Source organism: Dulcicalothrix desertica PCC 7102, from assembly GCF_003991905.1.
Taxonomy (GTDB): Bacteria; Cyanobacteriota; Cyanobacteriia; order Cyanobacteriales; family Nostocaceae; genus Dulcicalothrix; species Dulcicalothrix desertica.
Map to the genome: position 1 here is coordinate 71,842 of NZ_RSCL01000032.1, position 20,575 is coordinate 92,416.

Genomic DNA, 20,575 nt, shown 5'->3' on the forward strand with positions numbered 1-20,575 from the left:
TAAATCTTTATAAAGTGGGAATAATAGTTTAGTAGAGGTAGCTTGAATTTTACGGGTAGTGGTAATGGTGACAGCAGCAATCAAGATTCCTGGGTACAGCATTAGCGAAAGAATCTATGTCGGAGCTAGAACAATTGTATATCAAGCTGTACGCGAACAAGACCAGGCGCCTGTTGCCATCAAGTTAATGCGAAACCCAGACCCCAGCTTTGACGAGATAGTGTACTTTCGTAACCAGTACACCATTGCTGCTAACCTAAATATTCCCGGTATCGTTCAACCCTACAGTTTAGAGATATACGGTAACGGTTACGCATTAATCATGGAGTTTGGAGGAATATCGCTCAAAGATTGGTTAGTATCCACCCAACTATCAATACCTCACTTCCTTAAAATTGCCATTCAAATTACAACTGTCCTTGACCAACTACACCGTAACCGTGTTATTCACAAAGATATCAAACCTGCCAACATCCTAATTAACCCAGACACTCAACAAATCAAAATTACCGATTTTAGTATTTCATCTTTGCTAATACGCGAAACTCAACAACTACAACGCAATATATTAGAGGGGACATTAGCATACATTTCACCCGAACAAACCGGACGTATCAACCGAGGTGTCGATTACCGCAGCGATTTTTATAGTTTAGGTGTGACTTTTTATGAGTTACTAACTGGGCAACTACCTTTTATTAGTAATGAACCAAGCGAGTTAGTACATAGCCATATTACCAGGCAACCCGTTGCAGTTGACGCTATCAACAAAAATATTCCCAAAGTTTTAGCAGTGATAGTTTCTAAGTTAATGGCAAAAAACCCTGAAGAACGCTACCAAAGCGCACTTGGTTTAAAGTATGACTTAGAAGCTTGTTTAAATTTATACCATAGTAATGAAGGCGCCAGTAATACAATATTTCCTCTAGGAACCAAAGATATCTCCGACCGTTTCTTAATTCCCAATAAATTATACGGTCGAGACAAAGAAGTTACAGCTTTGCTAGAAGCATTCGCACGTGTATCTACAACAGGTGTGGAAATACTTTTATTGCGTGGGTTTTCAGGAACAGGCAAAACAGCTTTAGTTAAAGAGGTTCAAAAACCAATTGCCCAGCATCACGGTTATTTTATCAAAGGTAAATACGACCAGTTCGCGCGCAATGTACCATTATTTGGGATAATACAGGCATTTGGCGATTTAATTGAACAACTATTAACTCAAAGCGAATCGCAAATTCTAAAATGGAAAAATCTTATATTGGATGCTGTCGGTGACAATGGACAGGTAATTATTGATGCAATACCATCTGTTGAATTACTCATTGGCAAACAACCACCATCTACAGAGTTAGATGTAACAGCAGCGCAAAATCGTTTTAATTTGATATTCAAAAACTTTATTCGCGTTTTCTGTAGTGCAGAACATCCGCTCGTAATATTCCTCGATGATTTACAATGGGCTGATACTGCTTCATTACAATTAATTCATCTCTTAGCAGTTGAGCTTGAGTATTTATTACTAATTGGCGCCTATCGCGATAACGAAGTCAACAGTACGCATCGCTTAATGTCAACAATCGATGATATTCAAAATGCGGGTGCAACGATAGAAACGATTACATTAAACGCTTTGAGTTTCGATGCTGTAAATAAATTAGTCGCTGATACGCTGTTATGTAGTACAGATAAAACTTATTCGCTAACGCAGTATATATATAGTAAAACTCAAGGCAATTCATTTTTTACCCGTGAATTATTAAACACACTTTATACTGAACGAGTTATTTACTTTGATTACGAAAAAAGTATATGGCAGTGGGATGAGAGCGTTGCTCACAATTTGCCTTTAAGTAATGACATCGTTGAGTTTATAGTATTGAAGTTACTTTCTTTACCAACTGCAACTCAGGATATATTAAAACTAGCAGCTTGTATTGGCAATCAATTTGACTTAGACATATTATCTACCGTATCCGATATTGATGCTGCTGCCCTATGGAAAGCAATTCAGGAAGGGTTGATATTGACAACTAGTCAAGTTTATAAGTACTACCAATCAAAAGCTGATGGTATGGTGACAGACAATAATGACAAATCAGCATTTACATTTCAATTTTTGCACGACCGTGTACAGCAAGCAGCATATGCACTGATTTCAGAAGCCGATAAAAAAAGTACACATTTAAAAATCGGGCGCCTTTTATTAAAGAGTATTGTATCAGCAACTAGAGAAGAGCGAATATTTGAAATAGTTAACCAGCTAAATTATGGAGTTGAGTTAATAACATACCAAGTTGAACGTGATGAACTCGCACAGCTAAATCTTATTGCTTGTCATAAAGCTAAAAGTGCCACTGCGTATAGTGCAGCTAGAGAGTATGCAAAAGAAGGAATTAAGCTTTTAGGAGAAGATAGCTGGGAACGACATTATGAAACAACACTAGCTTTGCACGAACTTGGTGCCGAAATAGCTTACTTGTGCGGTGACTTAGAGCAAATGGAGTATTTTATCAATCAAGTTACCCATAACACCCGTGTACTATTACATCAAATTAAAGTACACGAAATCAAAATTCAAGCGTATATATCTCAAAATCGATTTGCAGATGCAATTTCAACTGCCTTAGTTATATTAAAGCGTTTTGGAATAGAATTTCCTGAATTGCCTACACCAGAACACTTTCAGCAAGCGATGACAGAAGTTGCTACATATATATCAGAGAATTCTATCAATGACTTATCGGTATTGGCGCCAATGCAGTCAAAAGATATGCTAGCAGCAATGAGGATTTTATCAAGCGTTGCATCTGCTGCCTATATTGGTATGGCTCAACTTTACCCGTTAATTATCCTCAAACAAGTTAGTATATCAGTACAATATGGTAATGCTCCTAGTTCAACATATGCATATGCAACGTATGGGTTAATATTATGTGCTTTTGGAAATGATATTGAAGCTGGTTATCGCTCTGGAAATGCAGCATTAAAACTTTTACAAGGAGCAAGTGAATTCAAAGCAAAAGTAATTAACTTAGTATATCCGTTTGTTCTGTCTTGGAAAACTCATTTACAAACAAATATTCAGCCTTTATTAGAAGGTTATCACAGTGGTTTAGAAACAGGAGATTTAGAATTCGGCGCCTATTGTGCTTTTAATTACTGTAATTTATCATATTGGTCAGGTAAAAATTTAGCTTGGTTAGTAGACGAAATGGATTTATATAACCAAGCAATGTTACAACTTAAGCAGGAAAGCGCGCGCAACTTTCAGCGTATTTTTTACCAGGCAGCATTAAATTTCACTACAAATAATACAAATCCAATATCATTAAACGGTGAAATATATAACGAGTTAGAAATGATGCCAGTTCACACGGAAGCAGGTGATAGTTATTCAATTGGTACATTATACTTACACAAGTTGATGTTATGTGTATTATTTGGTGATAACAAATACGGAGTAGAGAATTCTATTTTAGCCCAACAGTATGCAGGCGCCATTGCTGGAACATATTACTCAGCGTTGATACCATTTTATAGTTGTTTGTGCCAACTGGGAGTTTATTCAACACAAACGGCGCCAGAGCAGCAAAACATTTTAACCCAAGTTAAACAAAACCAAGATAAAATCAAGAACTGGGCAAACCATGCTCCAATGAACCATTTACATAAATGGTATTTAATAGAAGCAGAACAGCATCGAGTGTTAAATAATAAAGTTGAGGCAATAGAGTTTTATGATAAAGCCATTGCTCTTGCTCAAGAGAACGGATATATTAACGAAGAAGCATTATGTTGGGAACTTGCAGCTAAATTCTATCTGGAATGGGGTAAAAGAATAATCGCGCAAACTTATATGGTTAAAGCATACGAAGCATATCAGCACTGGGGAGCAAAAACCAAACTTACCCACTTGATGTCAAACTATCCTCAATTACTAACTTCATTCCAATCTACAATATCTCCAGTTAAAACCGATAAATTTGCCACTATAAGCAGTCATAGTACAACAGCTACTGAATATTTAGATTTCAAAGCTGTACTCAAAGCATCTCAAAGTTTATCAAGTGAAATTCAACTTGATAATTTAGTATCAGCATTAATGCAGGTTGTGTTAGAAAACGCAGGCGCCGACAAAGGTATATTATTACTACTAAAGAACAATATCCTGGGAGTTGCTGCTCACAGTCATGATGAAATAGATGTACTATTACCAGAGAATCTGATTAACTACGCGCGCTATGCGAAAAAATCGGTAATAATGAATGATGTTGACGCCAGTACAGAGTGGAAAGAAGACGGTTACTTTGAAAAATTCCATCCACAAAGTGTTCTATGCACCCCAATTATAAATAAAACTCGCTTAGTTGGCGTATTGTATCTAGAAAATAACTTAGTTAGAGAAGCATTTACAACAGACCGGGTAGAAATATTAAATTTACTTTGTTCACAAGCTGCAATATCGCTTGACAACGCAACTCTTTACCAAACATCACAAAACTACGCTATTAAATTAGAGCAAAACCTTACTGAGCAGAAAATTCAAGCAAACGAGTTACAGCAAACACTCGAAGAACTACAAGAAGCTCAAACTCAACTCGTCCAAAGCGAGAAAATGTCAGCATTAGGAAACTTAGTTGCAGGTGTAGCACACGAAATAAACAACCCCGTTGGTTTTATAGCTGGTAATATTCAACCTGCGCTCAACTTTGTAAATGATATATTTGGACTACTAGATTTATATCAACAAAAATTTCCAGACCCAGGCGCCGAAATTAGCGAAGAAATAGAGACAATAGATTTAGACTACATACGTCAAGACCTACCAAAACTACTTTCTTCCATGAAAGAAGGTGTGCAACGTATTCGTAGTATATCAAATAGCTTGCGAACATTCTCGCGTGCGGACACAGAAACAAAAATTCCCTTTGACATTCACGATGGTATCAACAGCACCATCATGATACTTTCACACCGTCTCAAAGCAAACGAACATCGTCCCCAAATAGAAATAGTCAAAAATTATGCAAAATTACCTCAAATTCGCTGCTTTCCCGGACAAGTAAATCAAGTACTAATGAACTTATTTGCTAATGCCATAGATGCGCTAGAAGAATCAAACACCGAACGCAGCTTCGAGGAAATTCAACTTAACCCCAATTGTATTACCGTCAAAACCAGCTTAAGCACAGACGCACAAAAAATAATTATCTATATAAAAGACAATGGTAAAGGAATGAGCGAAGAAGTCAAACAACGCATCTTCGACAAGTTATTTACTACCAAAGCAGTTGGTAAAGGTACAGGACTAGGACTAGCAATTGCACGGCAAATTATAATAGAGAAACATGGCGGCAATATTAAAGTAAATTCTACACCAGGAGAAGGCGCCGAATTTATCATTGAAATCCCCGTAGATTAATATAAATTAGGTTGGGTTCCGTGCAACGGAACCCAACATAAACCCCTATATCTTTATAAAAGAAGCCATAGCAGTACTAAATCATTCGTAAAATTTATAATTTAGTAATAAACCACAAAGACACATAATCCGCAGGGTAGAACGCAAAGGAAGAAAAGAAGAGGTTTTACAACTCATATAGTTATATTATAGTTTTTAAAAACTTTATAAACTCTTTATCTATTTTTAATCAATCACACCCTAACTCTAGTAAATAATACTTATCAACACAAAATTTAAATATTGCTAGTAAAAGTAATAAAAGCAGTTATATTACTCTGAAGCAATTTCTAACAATTAAAAGCTTTACATCTAAACCAAACTATTTGTGGATTTCAGCATGAAATCACTGATAAATTACCAAAAAACATAGATGAAATAGCCTATAAAGTATCTTGCGCTGCAATCAGTGACATTACTCAAGCTATTAAGCAGAACTGACACGTAAAATGTTAGAGTGTTCCAAGAAAAAATATCCTAAAGTAAATAGGGTATACACTGCCACAGACTTCAAAATATTACTGCTAAATACTCTGAGCATTTCCACCTCAAGATCTGGGTTATATGAAAAAATCCATGCTTTATGATCTCAAAAATATTTCCATTCATCAAATGGTTGAATTACAGGTCTCACAAACCCATGATGCTGTAGCAATAATTTTTCAAGATAAGCAATTAACATATCAAGAGCTTAATCAAAAAGCAAATCAACTAGCACACTATTTGAAAACCCTAGGGGTTAAACCAGAGAGTTTAGTAGGGGTTTGTATAGAAAGATCACTAGAAATGTTCATAGGGTTATTAGGGATATTGAAAGCAGGTGGAGCTTATATACCCCTTGACCCTAGCTACCCCCAAGAACGCTTGGAATTTATGGTAGAAGACTCTCAGATGCCAATATTGGTGACTCAAAAGCATCTGATTGAGCAATTACCACGGCTAGAAAATGTACAGGTCGTGTGTATCGATACAGATTGGCAAGTGATTACGCAATACAGCACAGAAAATGTCGATAGTGGAGTAACTGGCGAAAATTTAGCTTATACCATCTATACTTCAGGTTCTACAGGTAAACCTAAAGGTGTCCAAATTACACACCAATCAGTAGTCAACCTCTTAAATTCCATGCAGCGGGAACCAGGACTAACGGCGGAAGATACACTGCTAGCAATTACGACAATTTCGTTTGATATGGCAGTTCCAGATATATACTTACCTTTGGTCGTAGGCGCCCGTATTAAGCTGATTGAGCGACAAGTAGCATCCGATGCGGCAGAACTTGCAAAAATTTTATCTGAGCCAGAAGTTACATTTGTACAGGCGACCCCAGCTACTTGGCAACTGGTTCTAGCAGCAGGCTGGCAAGGGAACAAAAGACTGAAAATATTATGTGGTGGAGAGGCCCTAACGCGAGCGCTAGCTAATCAGTTGCTAGAAAAAGCAGGCTCTCTCTGGCATATGTATGGTCCCACGGAGACTACTGTTTGGTCAATGGTTTACAAAGTAGAACCTGGGAGCAATTCCGTACCTCTTGGGCGCCCTATTGCTAACACACAAATTTACTTACTAGAGGAACCAGCACGCCGGAAAAATGATCCAATCAAAACAGTTCCTATTGGCGCCCCAGGAGAAATATATATTGGTGGAGATGGAGTTGCACGAGGCTACCTCAACCGTCCAGAGTTAAATCACGACAAGTTTGTTTATAATCCCTTCAGTAACGAACCCGAAGCACGCCTTTACAAAACCGGAGATTTAGCTCGCTATCTGCCAAATGGAAATCTTGAGTTTATTGGTCGGATTGACAATCAAGTTAAAATCCGTGGCTTTCGCGTGGAATTAGGTGATATCGAAACAGTTTTGAGCCAGCATCCAGAAGTAAGAGAGGCTGCTGTGATTGCAAAAGAAGATAATTTTGGTAATAAACGCCTGATCGGCTATGTTGTTCCAAAAACTGACAGTAATTTGAACTCATCAACCTCAATTGCTGAGTCCCATAATCAACAACTTCAGCAGTGGGAAACAGTTTGGAGCAATACCTACAGTCTCTACTCTGAAGATTGGGCTGGTTGGAATGATAGTTTTACTGGTCTACCCATGCCTACTAATGATGTGTGTGAGTGGGTTGACGGCACTGTTGAGCGGATTCTTTCTTTACGTCCGCAACGAGTGTTAGAGATTGGATGTGGAAAGGGACTACTTCTATTTCGTATTGCGTCTCATTGTAGTCACTATGTGGGTACGGATATTTCAACAGAAGCTATATATCATATTGAGCAGCAATTAAAAAACAATCAACAAAATAATTCTCATGTAAAAGTATTCAAGGGCGCCGCTCATGAACTTGAAGGATTAGAACCAGCCAGCTTTGATACGGTGATTATTAACTCTGTGATTCAGTACTTCCCCAGTGTGGATTATTTATTGCAAGTGATCGACAAAAGTGTCAAGTTGATCAAACCGGGAGGGCAGATTTTTATTGGTGATGTTCGTAGTTTACCGTTACTAGAAACTTTTCATACCGCAGTTCAACTCAGCAAAGCTATTTCTTCTCTTTCCAGTGACAAGCTCCAACAGATGATCCGGGAACGAATTTTCCACGACAGAGAACTAGTAATTCATCCAGACTTCTTCCCTACCCTGAAGCATCATATCCCTCGCATCAGTCATATTCAAAACTTACTTAAACGAGGTCAGTCTCAAAACGAACTTATTAGGTTTCGGTCTGATGTTATTCTTCATGTAGAGACTGATGTCTATCCAGATGCAAAGCCTTTATGTTGGGATTGGCAACAACAGGATATATCAATACCACAAATCTGCAAATTTCTTCAAGAGAAACAACCAGAAACTTTCAAGATCATCAATGTGCCTAATGCCCGGGTTTTCCTAGATGTGAAGGCAGTGGAACTATTAGCGGGCGCCAATCAATCGGCAACTGTAGGACAGATAAGGGAAGCCCTAGGACAAATCTGTGAACAAGCAAGTGTCAATCCAGAGGAATTTTGGAATATCAGTCAATATTTACCCTATAACGTCCATATCACTTGGTCTGAGTTAAGCACTCCAGGTACATATGACGTTGTGTTACAAAGCCAGTTGAAAGCAACAGGACAAAGGGCTATTGTTGTCCTGCCGGAGCAACCATTAGAGTTAAAACCATTGAGTGCTTATGCCAATAATCCTCTTCAAGTAAACGAGAAAAGCAATTTGGTTCTTCAACTACGTACTTACTTAAAGGAAAAACTACCTGACTACATGATTCCTTCAGCATTTGTAGTTATGAAAACCCTACCCTTGACACCAAATGGGAAGATTAATCGGCGATCTATGCCTGAACCGACAAAAGAGCAACCCATGTTAACACAGCCATACGTCGCGCCTTCTACTTTAATACAAAACCATCTGGCTAAAATTTGGTCTCAGATTTTAGGAATAGAAATAGAGCAAGTGGGCATTTACAATAACTTTTTTGAACTTGGAGGACATTCTCTGCTGACAGTTCAGCTACTTGCCCAAATAGAAGAGGTCATTCACATTAAATTACCCTTGTTCTACTTTCTTAGAGAGCCGACAATAGCTGGATTAATCAAATCGATTGATGTCTTACAAAATTTGGATTCTACTAAACCTGTTGAGGAAGTCATAAAGGTGGATTTACTAGCTGAAGCTATCTTAGACCCAACAATTCGCCCTAAAATACCGTTTATTGAACCGACAACCGAACCAGAGTATATATTATTAACAGGTGCAACAGGTTTTTTGGGTGCTTTTCTCTTAAACGAACTTCTGCAACAAACATCAGCCAATATTTACTGTCTTGTTCGTTCCTCTAATCTTGAAGAGGGTCGGTACAAAATTCAAACCAATCTAGAGCGTTATACGCTTTGGAGTGGCGAGTTAAATTCTAGGATCGTTCCACTGTTAGGCGATTTATCAAAGCCTTTTTTGGGGTTAAATCATCAAAAGTTCCAAGAATTAGCTAGTAAGCTCGACCTAATTTATCACGCTGGGGCTTTCGTTAACCTAGTTTATCCTTACAACGCACTGCAAGCTACCAATGTACAGGGAACTCAGGAAATTCTCAGGTTAGCCAGTTTGGGTAAAGTCACTCCTGTCCACTTTATCTCGACGATTGATGTACTTGAGCCTCTGATCTTTAACAATCCAACACCGATCAAAGAAGAACGATTAGTAGATTGTGAAAAACTAACTAGTGGTTATACTCAAACTAAATGGGTTGCCGAACAGCTAGTAATGGCAGCCCAATCGCGGGGAATTCCTGCTTGCATTTACAGACCAGGAATGATTTCAGGTGATAGTGTAACAGGCACTTATCACACAAACGATTTGATGGGCAGAATTATCAAAGGCATGATTCAACTAGGAACTGCGCCCGATCTAGATCAATGGGTCAATATAACTCCAATAGACTATGCCAGTAAAGCAATTGTGCATCTATCAAGACAAAAAGAATCGCTAGGGAAAGCCTTCCATATTGTCAACCCTAACCCATTGCCCTGGAAACAGCTTGTGAGCGAAATTCGCAGTTTTGGCTACTCAATTCAATTGCAGCCAATTGATAAATGGCAAGCAGAGTTACTTCAATTGGATAGCTCCCAAGAAAATGTTTTAAATCCTATTAAATCACTGTTCACTGAGAAACACTCTCAAACCCAAATGACCTATTTGGAAACCTTCCTACTGACGGGTCAAGCTTTTGACTATCAAAATACCCTGAATGGGCTTCAAGGAACTTCCATAGTCTGCCCACCCGCAAATAGCAAGCTTTTAAGTGCATACTTTTCTTACTTCATACGGTGTGGTTTTTTGGCATCTCCTTTTGGCAATTTTGAAGAAAATAGCTCGACCACTAAGGAGCGTTGGAAACAGCAACCAAATGGGATGATTGTAGCACCCTCTTTGAATATAAAAACTAGTACCAAACAACATTTCAAACCTTAGTTAAGTTATTATGTTACTATCTAAAGAATTGTTTCGCAATTATTATTTTAGCAATCTATTAGGGGAGTAAATAGATATAAGTGATTAAATCATGCAGTTGCATCAGGGTATGACTTATGAAAATTAGAAAAAAACTCATACATAATTCTATTGGTTCGAGGCTATTTTTTTACGTATTAAGTGGTGCTTTAGTCGGATTAAGTGCCATGTCATACTTCTTTTATAAAGCGCTGGAAAATCAGGCTAAGAATGAGATTAGAGGTAATCTCAGTAAGCAAGTGAAGTTGATTGAAGGAGAGCTTTCTAGAGTAGAACAATCTATGGGTGACGTATCTGCTTCAGTCAAAACTATGCAGCGTCAGGGAATCATAAAACCAGAAGCTTATAAGCAATTAGCTTTTGATCTCTTTCAGGAACGTTCACCACTGACTATGGGTCTTGGTTTTGGTCAGGCTGATTTTCAATTAGCAAAAGATCGTCAATGGTATTGGCCATACTTTTATGTTGACCAAAAAACATCAGATCAAATAGGTGAGCTTTTACCAGCACCGCATCAAGACATACGCTACGTGGATGTTCAACAGGATAATTACTCTACAAAAGATTATTACACATCCGTAGTAGCATCCAGAAAAGGTATTTGGTTAGAGCCATATCAATGGTACGGACTGACTTTAACAACCTACACCGGTCCTATATTCGATGATCGTAATCAAGTTATTGGTGTTACGGGGGTAGATATTAGTGTAACGGCTCTAGGTAAACAACTCAAAGAATCTGTAACTAGAGGAGAAGGTTGGTTTGTAATTGTAAGTGAAAAAGGCAATTTGCTAGCATATCCACCCGATGGGGAGAAAGCTAGGTCACTAGCAACCTATAAAGACATTCCAGAGCTAAAGAATGTATGGCAGGAGATTGAAAACGATGATGATGGTTTTATGCAGGCAAAAGGTAAATACTGGGTATTTCAAAAAGTCAAAGGTACTAACTGGTTGATGCTAGCAGTAGTATCCCAGTCGGTTGTTTTAGTCCCAGTATTATCTATTGCAGTTGGTGGTGCTTTAGGCGCTGGTATGGTACTAGCATTAGTCGTTACTTTGTTTATCCGCCGACTGAATAATCGCTTGCAACCCATTCTTCAAGAGTGCCAGAAGCTAGCAGAAGCTGATGCCCAAAGGGCGCTTCGTTTGGGCCAAGATGGTACAGGGGGTGCTAATAGCCACAAAACCCAAAAGTTTGAGTTGCAGGATGCTGATGAAATAGAAATTTTGGCACAGTCTTTTAATCAAATGGCAGTTCAATTACAGGAGTCATTGGAGGACTTAGAACTGCGAGTTGAGGAACGTACTACAGAACTAAAGGAAGCAAAAGAAGCTGCTGATTGTGCAAATAGAGCCAAAAGTGAATTTCTCGCTAATATGAGTCATGAATTACGCACACCTCTCAATGGTATTTTAGGCTACACCCAAATTATTCAAGGTTCAAAAAATATTACTGAGAAAGAGCGTAAAGGTATCAATATCATTAATCAATGTGGCTTACATTTACTAACTCTCATTAATGATGTTCTAGACCTTTCTAAAATTGAAGCTCAAAAATTGGAACTGTATCCTACAAGTTTCCATTTTCCTTCATTTCTCCAAGGTGTTGCTGAAATATGTCGAATTAAAGCTGAACAAAAAGGTATTGAATTTATATGTCAATGTGATGAACTACTCCCCATTGGTGTTCAAGCAGATGAAAAGCGTTTGCGGCAGGTTTTGATAAATTTGCTAAGTAATGCTATCAAGTTTACAGATACTGGCAGTGTATATTTTAAAGTTGAGCTAGTCAAGAATAAAGACTCAATCTATAAAGTTCGCTTCCAAGTAGAAGATACTGGTGTGGGTATGAACGAAGATGAATTAGAAACAATATTTTTACCCTTTGAACAGGTTGGCAATATCAAGAAGCAATCAGAAGGAACTGGGTTGGGATTATCTATCAGTCAAAAAATTGTTGCCATGATGGGTAGCAATTTAGAAGTACAAAGCCAAGTAGGCAAAGGTACTATTTTTTGGTTTGAGTCAGATATATTGGAATCAAAAGAATGGGCACATACATCTAGAATTTCCCAACAGGGAACTATCTCCGCTTACAAAGGACAAACACTAAAAATCTTGGTAGTAGATGATATTTGTGAAAATCGCTCTGTTCTTGTTAATTTATTAGAACCTATTGGTTTTGAGCTAGCAGAGGCAACAAATGGTCAGAACGGTTTAGCAAAAGCCATTGAGTGGAAACCTAATTTAATGATTACTGATATTTCGATGCCATTGATGGATGGATATGAAATGATACAAAACTTACGAACCTTGCCAGAATTACAAAACCTCAAAATTATAGTTTCATCAGCAAGTGTATTTGAGGAGGATAGACAGAAGAGTTTAGATGCAGGCGCCGATGACTTTCTTCCTAAACCTATACAAGCACCTGAACTACTAGAAAAGTTACAGAAATATTTAGAACTAGAATGGATTTATGAAGAAACAAATCTAGATACTACTACTACTTCTCAAAATTCAAAAATTCACACATTAGAAAATAATCACTTATCAATTGATGAGAAAGAAATGATTCCTCCACCAACAGAGGAATTAATTTTGTTAAGAGAATTAGTATTAAAGGGTAGAATAAAAAGCATTTACAAAAAGTTAGAGGAGATAGAGCAAACAGACAAAAAATTTGTTACATTTGTAAAACACGTTAATCAACTAGCTCAAGGTTTTCAAATGGAAAAAATCAAAATATTCATTGACAAATATCTATAATTAAGCTAATCAATATTTAACCTCTAAGTACTCACCATTCAATACACCTTTTAAATAATTTCAGGGAGTTAGCCATGTATACCTCAGAAACAAACGTAATTTTGATTGTCGATGATACCCCTACAAACTTAGAGGTACTTTCAGAAACTCTTACTGATGCTGGATTTGAAGTTGCAGTGGCAACTAGTGGAGAAATAGCACTTCAGCAAGTTGAATATGAGCTACCAAATTTAATTTTGCTAGATGTAATGATGCCAGGAATTGATGGATTTGAAACTTGCCGTCGTCTTAAACAAAATCCACTTACAAAAGATGTGCCAGTCATTTTTATGACTGCTCTTTCTGATACTGTAGATAAAGTTAAAGGTCTTTCTTTAGGCGCCGTAGATTATATCACAAAGCCGTTTCAACAAGCGGAAGTGCTAGCTCGTATCCAAATTCATATGAAGCTGCGGAACATGAGTTTAACGTTAGAAGAACAAAATATTTGTCTCAAGAAAGAAATAACAGAACGAACTAACGCAGAAGCATCCTTACAACAATTAACTCAAGGATTAGAGCAAAGAGTAGCAGATAGAACTCAAGAACTTTCGCAAGCGCTGCATAACTTACAAACTGCTCAAATTAAACTAGTACAAGCAGAAAAATTAGCTACACTCGGTCAGTTAGTAGCAGGTATTGCTCACGAAATCAACAATCCAGTTAACTTTGTACACGCAAATCTTTATCATGTTAATCAATATACTAAGGGCTTGCTAGAATTATTAAAGCTCTACCAAAAACATTGTCCTTCTTCAAACCCAGAAATTCTAGCGAAGCAAGAAGAAATAGATTTAGATTATTTAGCTGAAGACATACCTCAAATTCTCTCATCTATGGAAGTTGGAACCGAGCGAATTTGCGATATCGTCCAGTCTCTCCGTAACTTTTCACGTCATGACGAAGCTGACGTTAAAGTTGTAGATATCCATGATGGTATTGAAAGTACAATGATGCTTCTTCGCAACCGCTTGAAGCCAAAATTAAATCATATGGAAATTCAAGTAGTTAAAAAATATAGTAACCTGCCGCAAGTGGAATGTTATGCAGGAAAAATCAACCAAGTATTTATGAATATTCTCAGCAATGCTATTGAAGCTTTGGAAGACAAATTAGATAACCACGACACTTGTATCATGTCACCTGCAATTTATATTAGCACAGAGGTTTTGAGGAACAATCGCATTGAAATTCGGATTTCTGATAACGGACCAGGAATGCCAGAGCATGTAAAAAAACGCCTATTTGAACCCTTCTTTACAACTAAACCTGTAGGTAAAGGTACAGGGTTAGGTATGTCCATTAGCCATCAAATTATAACCGAATTACACGGTGGTACATTACAATGTATTTCAAATCCAGGCAAAGGCGCCGAATTTATCATCGAAATTCCTATTCAACAGCAAAAACGAACTGATACAAACTGGCGCCAGTCTCAAAATGTTACTAAAAGTATTACATACAAAAGCCCAGTTACAATCGGAGCATGTTGATATTGACTAACTCTCATCAACTAATAAACCTATTTAGCTCTTTAACAAGTATATGTACTGCCGTTGATGGATTATCCTTTGCTGGGTTATGAGATTCATATTGCTTGAGAAGGTTTTCGGCATTTTTAATAGCAGTACTTTGCTTATTTAATAGTTCATCATAAATTGTCTCGCTGTTTTTTATGATATTAGAGAATTTAAATATCCAATATATGGAATGGCGCCATATCGACCTTTAATATAATCACTTTCAAATGACGCATCATTACGGACTTTGTATTCAGCTAGTGAGTATAAATCTGTTGCACCATACCTATTTTTTTCTGTAAACCAAATTTGGTCTCGACGAAACAGTTTGTTACTAAGTAAATTTTTATAGTGAGTCATGAAAATGAGTTGAGCATTATTTGGATTTGTTTCATTAGAATTAAATAAACTAACAATAGCAAAACTAATCAATGGATGAAGTCGTGCGTCAAGCTCATCAAAGATGAGAACTTTACCATTATTAAGTGTGTATAAACAATAAACAAAGCGGTAATGATAACGTATTCAATTCTGAACCATAATTAAGTATACGTATTCGACGATTTCGGTGCCTGGGTCAAACTATCGATACCACCAAGACGAATTTGCTCATAAACACCTTGAGTAGGCGCCAACCAAACTCTACCTGTACCTCGAAAAGTTTGCAACAGTCCCTCACCACTCGCTAAAGAGCCTAAAATACTCTTTGTTGATTTCTCGACAGTAAACTCAATTCTACCGCTTCGCATCAAAGCAAAGTTACCATCAACTCGAAGCGTTTCGTTTTCTAAATGTACACAATGTACTTCGTCAGCAGGTACTGGTAATTCAAAGATGGATATACCTGTACCACGAATACGAGTTTGGAACAAACCTTCACCACCCAACAATGCTGAGGAAACATTCTTTTGCATAAAGGCACCAACCTCAAGGGCGCCTTCACCACAGTAAAATAAACCTTTATCAGCGATAAGTTCTTCGTTGTTGAGATAGTAAACCATGAAATGACTAAACGACGGTTCGAGATATATAACTCCATCACCACGATAGCGAGGAATAAATATAGATTCGTTGGTAAGCAACTTATTCAGCATTGCTTTTCCGAGTCCAGCGACTCCACCCGCTCTATTCTCAACTTGAATGTTGCCATGTAAATACTGTAAGGCGCCTGCTTCGATTTGCGCTTCTCCTCCTTGGAGAGTAATTTTAATTTGTTTAAGCTGCATTCCAGCTTGGTTTGCGTAATATATTGCTTGGGCTGTTACTGGGTCGTTTATTCCCGATAATGTTTTGTAACCAAGAATTTCAACCTTAAACCTTTCCCCTGATACGCAGTTGAGTACTTCTAATTTAGAAGCGCTTTTGCCTTTATAAGGTTCTATGAAACCTTTATCCGCTGGATTTACCATAGCAGTTTGCCCCAGTTGCTACAAATACATTGTGCCATTTGTTTTGTAAAGACGTTACATGTAACGTCTCTACATTTAATTGATTTTATAGTACATACATATGGAGGTTAGCGGACTCGAACCGCTGACATCCTGCTTGCAAAGCAGGCGCTCTACCAACTGAGCTAAACCCCCTTTCATTTTGATAAATTAGATTATATATGATAGTTTCCTTAAAAGAAAGAGGTTATAAGAAAAATGACTCTGGTAGTAGCTGCATTTTATAAATTTACTAAACTGCCAGATTTTGCTCAGATGCAAGACCCTTTACTGGCATTTTGTACTGTTCAAGGAATTAAGGGTACTATTTTACTGGCGCCTGAAGGTATTAACGGTACTATAGCGGGTGAGCGTAACTCTATTGACGCAGTATTATCTTACCTGCGTTCAGATTCTCGCCTAACTGACTTGGAACATAAAGAATCTTCAGCTTCAGAACCACCCTTTGAACGCATGAAGGTAAAGTTAAAGAAAGAAATTGTCACGTTAGGTTTACCTGTTAACCCTACTGAACAAGTTGGAACCTACGTTAGACCATCTGATTGGAACGCTATTATATCTGACCCCGATGTAGTTGTTATAGATACCCGTAACGATTATGAAGTAAAAATCGGTTCATTTAAAGGCGCCGTTAACCCAGAGACTCACTCGTTTCGAGAGTTTCCCAACTATGTACGTCATCACCTCGACCCCAAAAAACATAAAAAAGTAGCAATGTTCTGCACAGGGGGTATTCGCTGCGAAAAAGCTTCCTCTTATATGATGTCTCAAGGATTTGAGCAAGTGTACCATCTTCAAGGCGGTATTTTGAAATATTTAGAAGAAGTACCACAGCAAGAAAGTCTTTGGTCGGGAGAATGTTTTGTATTCGATGAGCGCATCGCAGTGCAACACGGGTTAGAACAAGGAACCCATGACATGTGTGTAGGATGCGGACACCCTATTAACGACGAAGATAAACTTTCCCCTCACTACTCTGAAGGAATTTGTTGCCATCATTGTTTTGACACCCTAACCCCCGAAAAACGCGCAGGTTTGGAAGAAAAAAGGCGCCAAAGTCTTCGTAATAAAGCACTTTAGTGCTTTCGTTTTAGACAAGCACTGAAGTGCTTACAACGAGTGCTTACAACGAGTGCTTCTTCTGAGCCAACATCAACCCATCACCAACAGGCACTAAACTAATATTAACCCGCGCATCTTGATGTAACTTCGCATTCAACGCGCGGATTTTCTTCGTTCTATTATCCTGCACCTCTTCCTGGGCCACCCTTCCAAACCACAATACATTATCGATTGCAATTAAACCACCTGGACGCACAAGTTGCAAACACCGCTCATAATAATCATCATAAGCACTTTTATCTGCATCAATAAAAGCAAAATCAAACGTTTCGAGTTCTGTTTGAATTAACTTATCGAGCGTTTCAACCGCCGGAGCAATATGCAAATCTATCTTATGTGATACTCCAGCTTTCTCCCAATAACGCCGTGCAATTTGTGTATACTCTTCACTAATATCGCAAGCTACAACCTTAGCATCAGGTGGCAAAGCTAACGCTACTACCAAAGCACTATATCCAGTAAAAACACCGACTTCTAAAGTTTTCTTCGCACCAATTAACTGTACAAGCAAACTCATTAATTGTCCCTGTTCAGGAGCAATTTGCATTATTGCCATTGGGTGCTGTGCTGTCTCCTGTCTTAGCTGCATCAATATTTCTGGTTCTCGTACCGACACAGAAAGTAAGTAATCACGAAGGTTATTATCAAGTCCAAGCGTTTGTTTTGTCATATTAATAAGCGTCTCTTCCAGTCAATACCTGCGTATTAATACATTAATACATTTAATTTTTTATACATTTTGTTTGTGTTAATTCTTCATAATCAAAATATTTATCAGTGAATCTAACTAATTTTCTAATATCAAAAGCTAAAAAAAACAAAATTAATTTACTTAAAATACAAATCTACTTCATACTTTTGATTCTTTAACAAAATATCATTAAAAATATAAAATCTCTTATTGTAGAATAATCAGGAAAGACAATGGCTGAACATTTCTTAGCTGCATTAAACTTGCTCAACGCGCCTGTATTAAACAATACCAGCCCCCTAGTGAAAAAAGGAAACAATCGTGATTACAGCTATGAAATATGGAATACAGAAGATAGTATTGGTTACTACTTGAAAGTCAGTAGGTCAGGAAAACATCCTTTTAGTCAGGCGCCGCAAATAGTGGGTAGTTTCAAAACTCCACAAGATGCATTCAATTATTTAGATACTAACTACAGGTAAATCCTCCCAAAAATAAATAATATCACGTGTAGAGGCATAACATTTTTAGTCTCTACACGTTACAAAACGTTATGAAACAAAATAATAATAAATAAATAGACTTGCTAGCTCTAATAAACTTGATAATTCGTGGTTGTAGAGCTATTAGGCTATTGAGCATTGGCAGAATGTCAAGGTTTGCATAATTATTTCAATGATTATTTTAATGATAATTGGTAAAATAAAATACAATTTCCAGCTCCATTTTCTGCGTTTTTGGGAGAAGTACGATGAGCCGTCCGATTATACTTGGTATTGTTGGTGATAGTGCAGCAGGTAAGACAACTTTAACGAAAGGAATTGCTCAGGTACTAGGGCCGGAGAATGTGACGGTGATTTGCACTGATGATTATCACAGGTATGACCGCAAGCAGCGTGCAGAAATCGGTATTACAGCGCTTCACCCAGATTGTAACTATTTAGATATTATGCAACAGCAACTATCACTGTTGCGAATGGGGCAAGCAATTCTAAAGCCTATTTATAGCCACAAAACAGGAACCTTTGAGGCGCCGGAGTATATAAAGCCTGGTAAATTTGTAATAGTCGAAGGATTATTAGGATATTCGACTCGTGCAGCGCGAGACTGTTACGACGTTAAAGTATATCTAGCTCCTCCCGAAGGACTGCGAGCAAAATGGAAAATTAAACGTGATACCCAAAAGCGGGGTTATACCGAAGAGCAAGTATTAGCAGAATTAGAAAAGCGAGAACCAGATTCTGAACAGTACATTCGTCCGCAGCGTCAATGGTCAGATATTGTAGTTAGTTTTTGCCCTCCTAACGATGATATCGACCAAGCTAACGGACATTTAAATGTACGCTTAGTACTTCGTCCAACAATACCTCATCCCGATTTTACCCAAGTACTAGCCTCTGGAAATGGCAATCTCAGTTCAGCAATTCGATTAGAACTAGACCGAGATATGGGAAAACCCGTCGATGTATTGGGAGTTGACGGACACGCAACGTTAGAACAAGTAAATAAACTTGAACAAATGATTTGTTCAGATATGCCACATTTAAAGAGCGTCTGCGACCGTGAATCAAATCCCGAACTAGGTAAGGTTTCTGGTACTACAGGCGAAACAATTCAAAGTTATCCCTTAGCTTTAACTCAACTGCTAGTAACCTACCACATGCTAAAAGCAACACAAGTACACCCATAGTCTTGTGGGATGGGCATCCTTGCCCGTCCCCTCATCATAAATATTCAATTAAATTTATATATAGTCATATTTTGATACATAACTTAATGAAGCGTACATTTAAACTAATTGAAGATTCTGTCAAATTGAGATTTTTGAAAAAAAAAAGACGATAAATGTACATAGGTACATTTGTGTTTTAATAAGCTTCTACCTAATATATGGCTTATAATCTTCGAGTGATTGATATGGCAGAATGCGAGCGTCCGCGAGAGCGTTTGCTTGCACACGGTTCTAAATTACTATCCACAGCAGAGTTAATTGCAATTTTACTAGCTACAGGTCAAGGCGCCGGAAAGTTATCTGCAGTAGGTTTAGGACAACATATAATATCTGAGTTGTCAAAGTGTGAACGTGACCCTTTAGCAGCTCTACGTGAGGTAAATCCTTCGGAATTGATGAATATAAAAGGAATAGGGCCAGCAAAAGCAACAACTATTCTAGCTGCTGTTGAATTAGGTAAGCGCGCGTTCCAAGCAAGTCCAGATCAACGGATTCCAGTAGAGAGTCCAGCAGATGCAGCAGCAGTGTTGAGTCAAGACTTAATGTGGTATCCGCAAGAAAGATTTGCCGTCATTTTACTAGACGTGAAAAATAAAATGCTAGGAAAGCAAGTCATAACTATCGGTTCAGCAACAGAAACTCTTGCACCACCCAGAGAAATCTTCCGCGAAGTCATACGTCAAGGCGCCACTAGGTTAATAGTTGCACACAATCATCCTTCTGGTAGCAAGAAAACAACGATTTTTCAATACTTTCAGGCATCCTAATATAAATAATGCTCAAA

Annotated in this window: 10 protein-coding genes, 1 tRNA gene and 1 pseudogene; 8 read left to right on the plus strand and 4 right to left on the minus strand. The window is 37.8% G+C overall.

Features of this window, described 5'->3' with window-relative positions; genetic code table 11:
* Positions 1 to 64: 64 nt before the first annotated feature.
* The 4 genes from DSM106972_RS43050 to DSM106972_RS43065 all read left to right on the plus strand — a co-directional run bounded on the left by DSM106972_RS43050 (position 65) and on the right by DSM106972_RS43065 (position 14,771).
* A complete protein-coding gene (locus DSM106972_RS43050; protein ID WP_127086467.1) occupies positions 65 to 5,425 on the plus strand; it encodes a trifunctional serine/threonine-protein kinase/ATP-binding protein/sensor histidine kinase in 5,361 nt (1,786 codons plus the stop codon).
* A gap of 615 nt (positions 5,426 to 6,040) precedes the next feature.
* Positions 6,041 to 10,429, plus strand: coding sequence for an amino acid adenylation domain-containing protein (locus DSM106972_RS43055; RefSeq protein WP_127086468.1), 4,389 nt, complete (start codon positions 6,041 to 6,043; stop codon positions 10,427 to 10,429).
* A gap of 116 nt (positions 10,430 to 10,545) precedes the next feature.
* On the plus strand, positions 10,546 to 13,239 hold the full coding sequence (locus tag DSM106972_RS43060; protein WP_127086469.1) for a hybrid sensor histidine kinase/response regulator: 2,694 nt from the start codon (positions 10,546 to 10,548) through the stop codon (positions 13,237 to 13,239).
* A gap of 74 nt (positions 13,240 to 13,313) precedes the next feature.
* Positions 13,314 to 14,771 (plus strand): hybrid sensor histidine kinase/response regulator, encoded by a 1,458-nt coding sequence (locus tag DSM106972_RS43065; protein WP_127086470.1) that lies wholly within the window; start codon positions 13,314 to 13,316, stop codon positions 14,769 to 14,771.
* A 180-nt stretch (positions 14,772 to 14,951) separates the two neighbouring features.
* Here the strand turns inward: DSM106972_RS43065 and DSM106972_RS56215 are convergent, their stop codons facing one another.
* The 3 genes from DSM106972_RS56215 to DSM106972_RS43085 form a co-directional block, all read right to left on the minus strand.
* Entirely contained in the window at positions 14,952 to 15,323 is a 372-nt protein-coding gene (locus tag DSM106972_RS56215) for an AAA family ATPase (protein WP_475395207.1), read from the minus strand.
* A 17-nt stretch (positions 15,324 to 15,340) separates the two neighbouring features.
* Positions 15,341 to 16,207, minus strand: coding sequence for an AIM24 family protein (locus DSM106972_RS43080; protein ID WP_127086471.1), 867 nt, complete (start codon positions 16,205 to 16,207; stop codon positions 15,341 to 15,343).
* A gap of 101 nt (positions 16,208 to 16,308) precedes the next feature.
* A tRNA-Ala gene (locus tag DSM106972_RS43085) sits at positions 16,309 to 16,381 on the minus strand.
* A 63-nt stretch (positions 16,382 to 16,444) separates the two neighbouring features.
* On the opposite strand from DSM106972_RS43085, the gene trhO reads away from it, so the two are divergent.
* Positions 16,445 to 17,326, plus strand: a complete 882-nt coding sequence (trhO, locus tag DSM106972_RS43090; RefSeq protein ID WP_127086472.1) for an oxygen-dependent tRNA uridine(34) hydroxylase TrhO — start codon at positions 16,445 to 16,447, stop codon at positions 17,324 to 17,326.
* A 43-nt stretch (positions 17,327 to 17,369) separates the two neighbouring features.
* Here trhO and DSM106972_RS43095 read toward each other — a convergent pair whose 3' ends face one another.
* Entirely contained in the window at positions 17,370 to 18,038 is a 669-nt protein-coding gene (locus DSM106972_RS43095; RefSeq protein ID WP_127086473.1) for a class I SAM-dependent methyltransferase, read from the minus strand.
* A 254-nt stretch (positions 18,039 to 18,292) separates the two neighbouring features.
* On the opposite strand from DSM106972_RS43095, the gene DSM106972_RS43100 reads away from it, so the two are divergent.
* The 3 genes and pseudogenes from DSM106972_RS43100 to DSM106972_RS43110 all read left to right on the plus strand — a co-directional run.
* Entirely contained in the window at positions 18,293 to 18,541 is a 249-nt protein-coding gene (locus DSM106972_RS43100) for a hypothetical protein (RefSeq protein ID WP_127086474.1), read from the plus strand.
* 269 nt (positions 18,542 to 18,810) lie between these two features.
* Positions 18,811 to 19,749 carry a phosphoribulokinase gene (locus tag DSM106972_RS43105; protein WP_127086475.1) on the plus strand — a complete coding sequence of 313 codons (939 nt, stop codon included), beginning with the start codon at positions 18,811 to 18,813 and terminating at the stop codon, positions 19,747 to 19,749.
* A 200-nt stretch (positions 19,750 to 19,949) separates the two neighbouring features.
* A pseudogene (locus DSM106972_RS43110) lies at positions 19,950 to 20,519 on the plus strand (JAB domain-containing protein); the annotation flags it as partial.
* Between the last annotated feature and the right edge of the window lie 56 nt (positions 20,520 to 20,575).

Excerpts from the sequence above, each read along its gene's own strand:
- DSM106972_RS43050 (WP_127086467.1), top strand. The coding sequence starts at position 65 with ATGGTGACAGCAGCAATCAAGATTCCTGGGTACAGCATTAGCGAAAGA.
- DSM106972_RS43055 (WP_127086468.1), top strand. The coding sequence starts at position 6,041 with ATGCTTTATGATCTCAAAAATATTTCCATTCATCAAATGGTTGAATTA.
- DSM106972_RS43060 (WP_127086469.1), top strand. The coding sequence starts at position 10,546 with ATGAAAATTAGAAAAAAACTCATACATAATTCTATTGGTTCGAGGCTA.
- DSM106972_RS43065 (WP_127086470.1), top strand. The coding sequence starts at position 13,314 with ATGTATACCTCAGAAACAAACGTAATTTTGATTGTCGATGATACCCCT.
- DSM106972_RS43080 (WP_127086471.1), bottom strand. The coding sequence starts at position 16,207 with ATGGTAAATCCAGCGGATAAAGGTTTCATAGAACCTTATAAAGGCAAA.
- trhO (WP_127086472.1), top strand. The coding sequence starts at position 16,445 with ATGACTCTGGTAGTAGCTGCATTTTATAAATTTACTAAACTGCCAGAT.
- DSM106972_RS43095 (WP_127086473.1), bottom strand. The coding sequence starts at position 18,038 with ATGACAAAACAAACGCTTGGACTTGATAATAACCTTCGTGATTACTTA.
- DSM106972_RS43100 (WP_127086474.1), top strand. The coding sequence starts at position 18,293 with ATGGCTGAACATTTCTTAGCTGCATTAAACTTGCTCAACGCGCCTGTA.
- DSM106972_RS43105 (WP_127086475.1), top strand. The coding sequence starts at position 18,811 with ATGAGCCGTCCGATTATACTTGGTATTGTTGGTGATAGTGCAGCAGGT.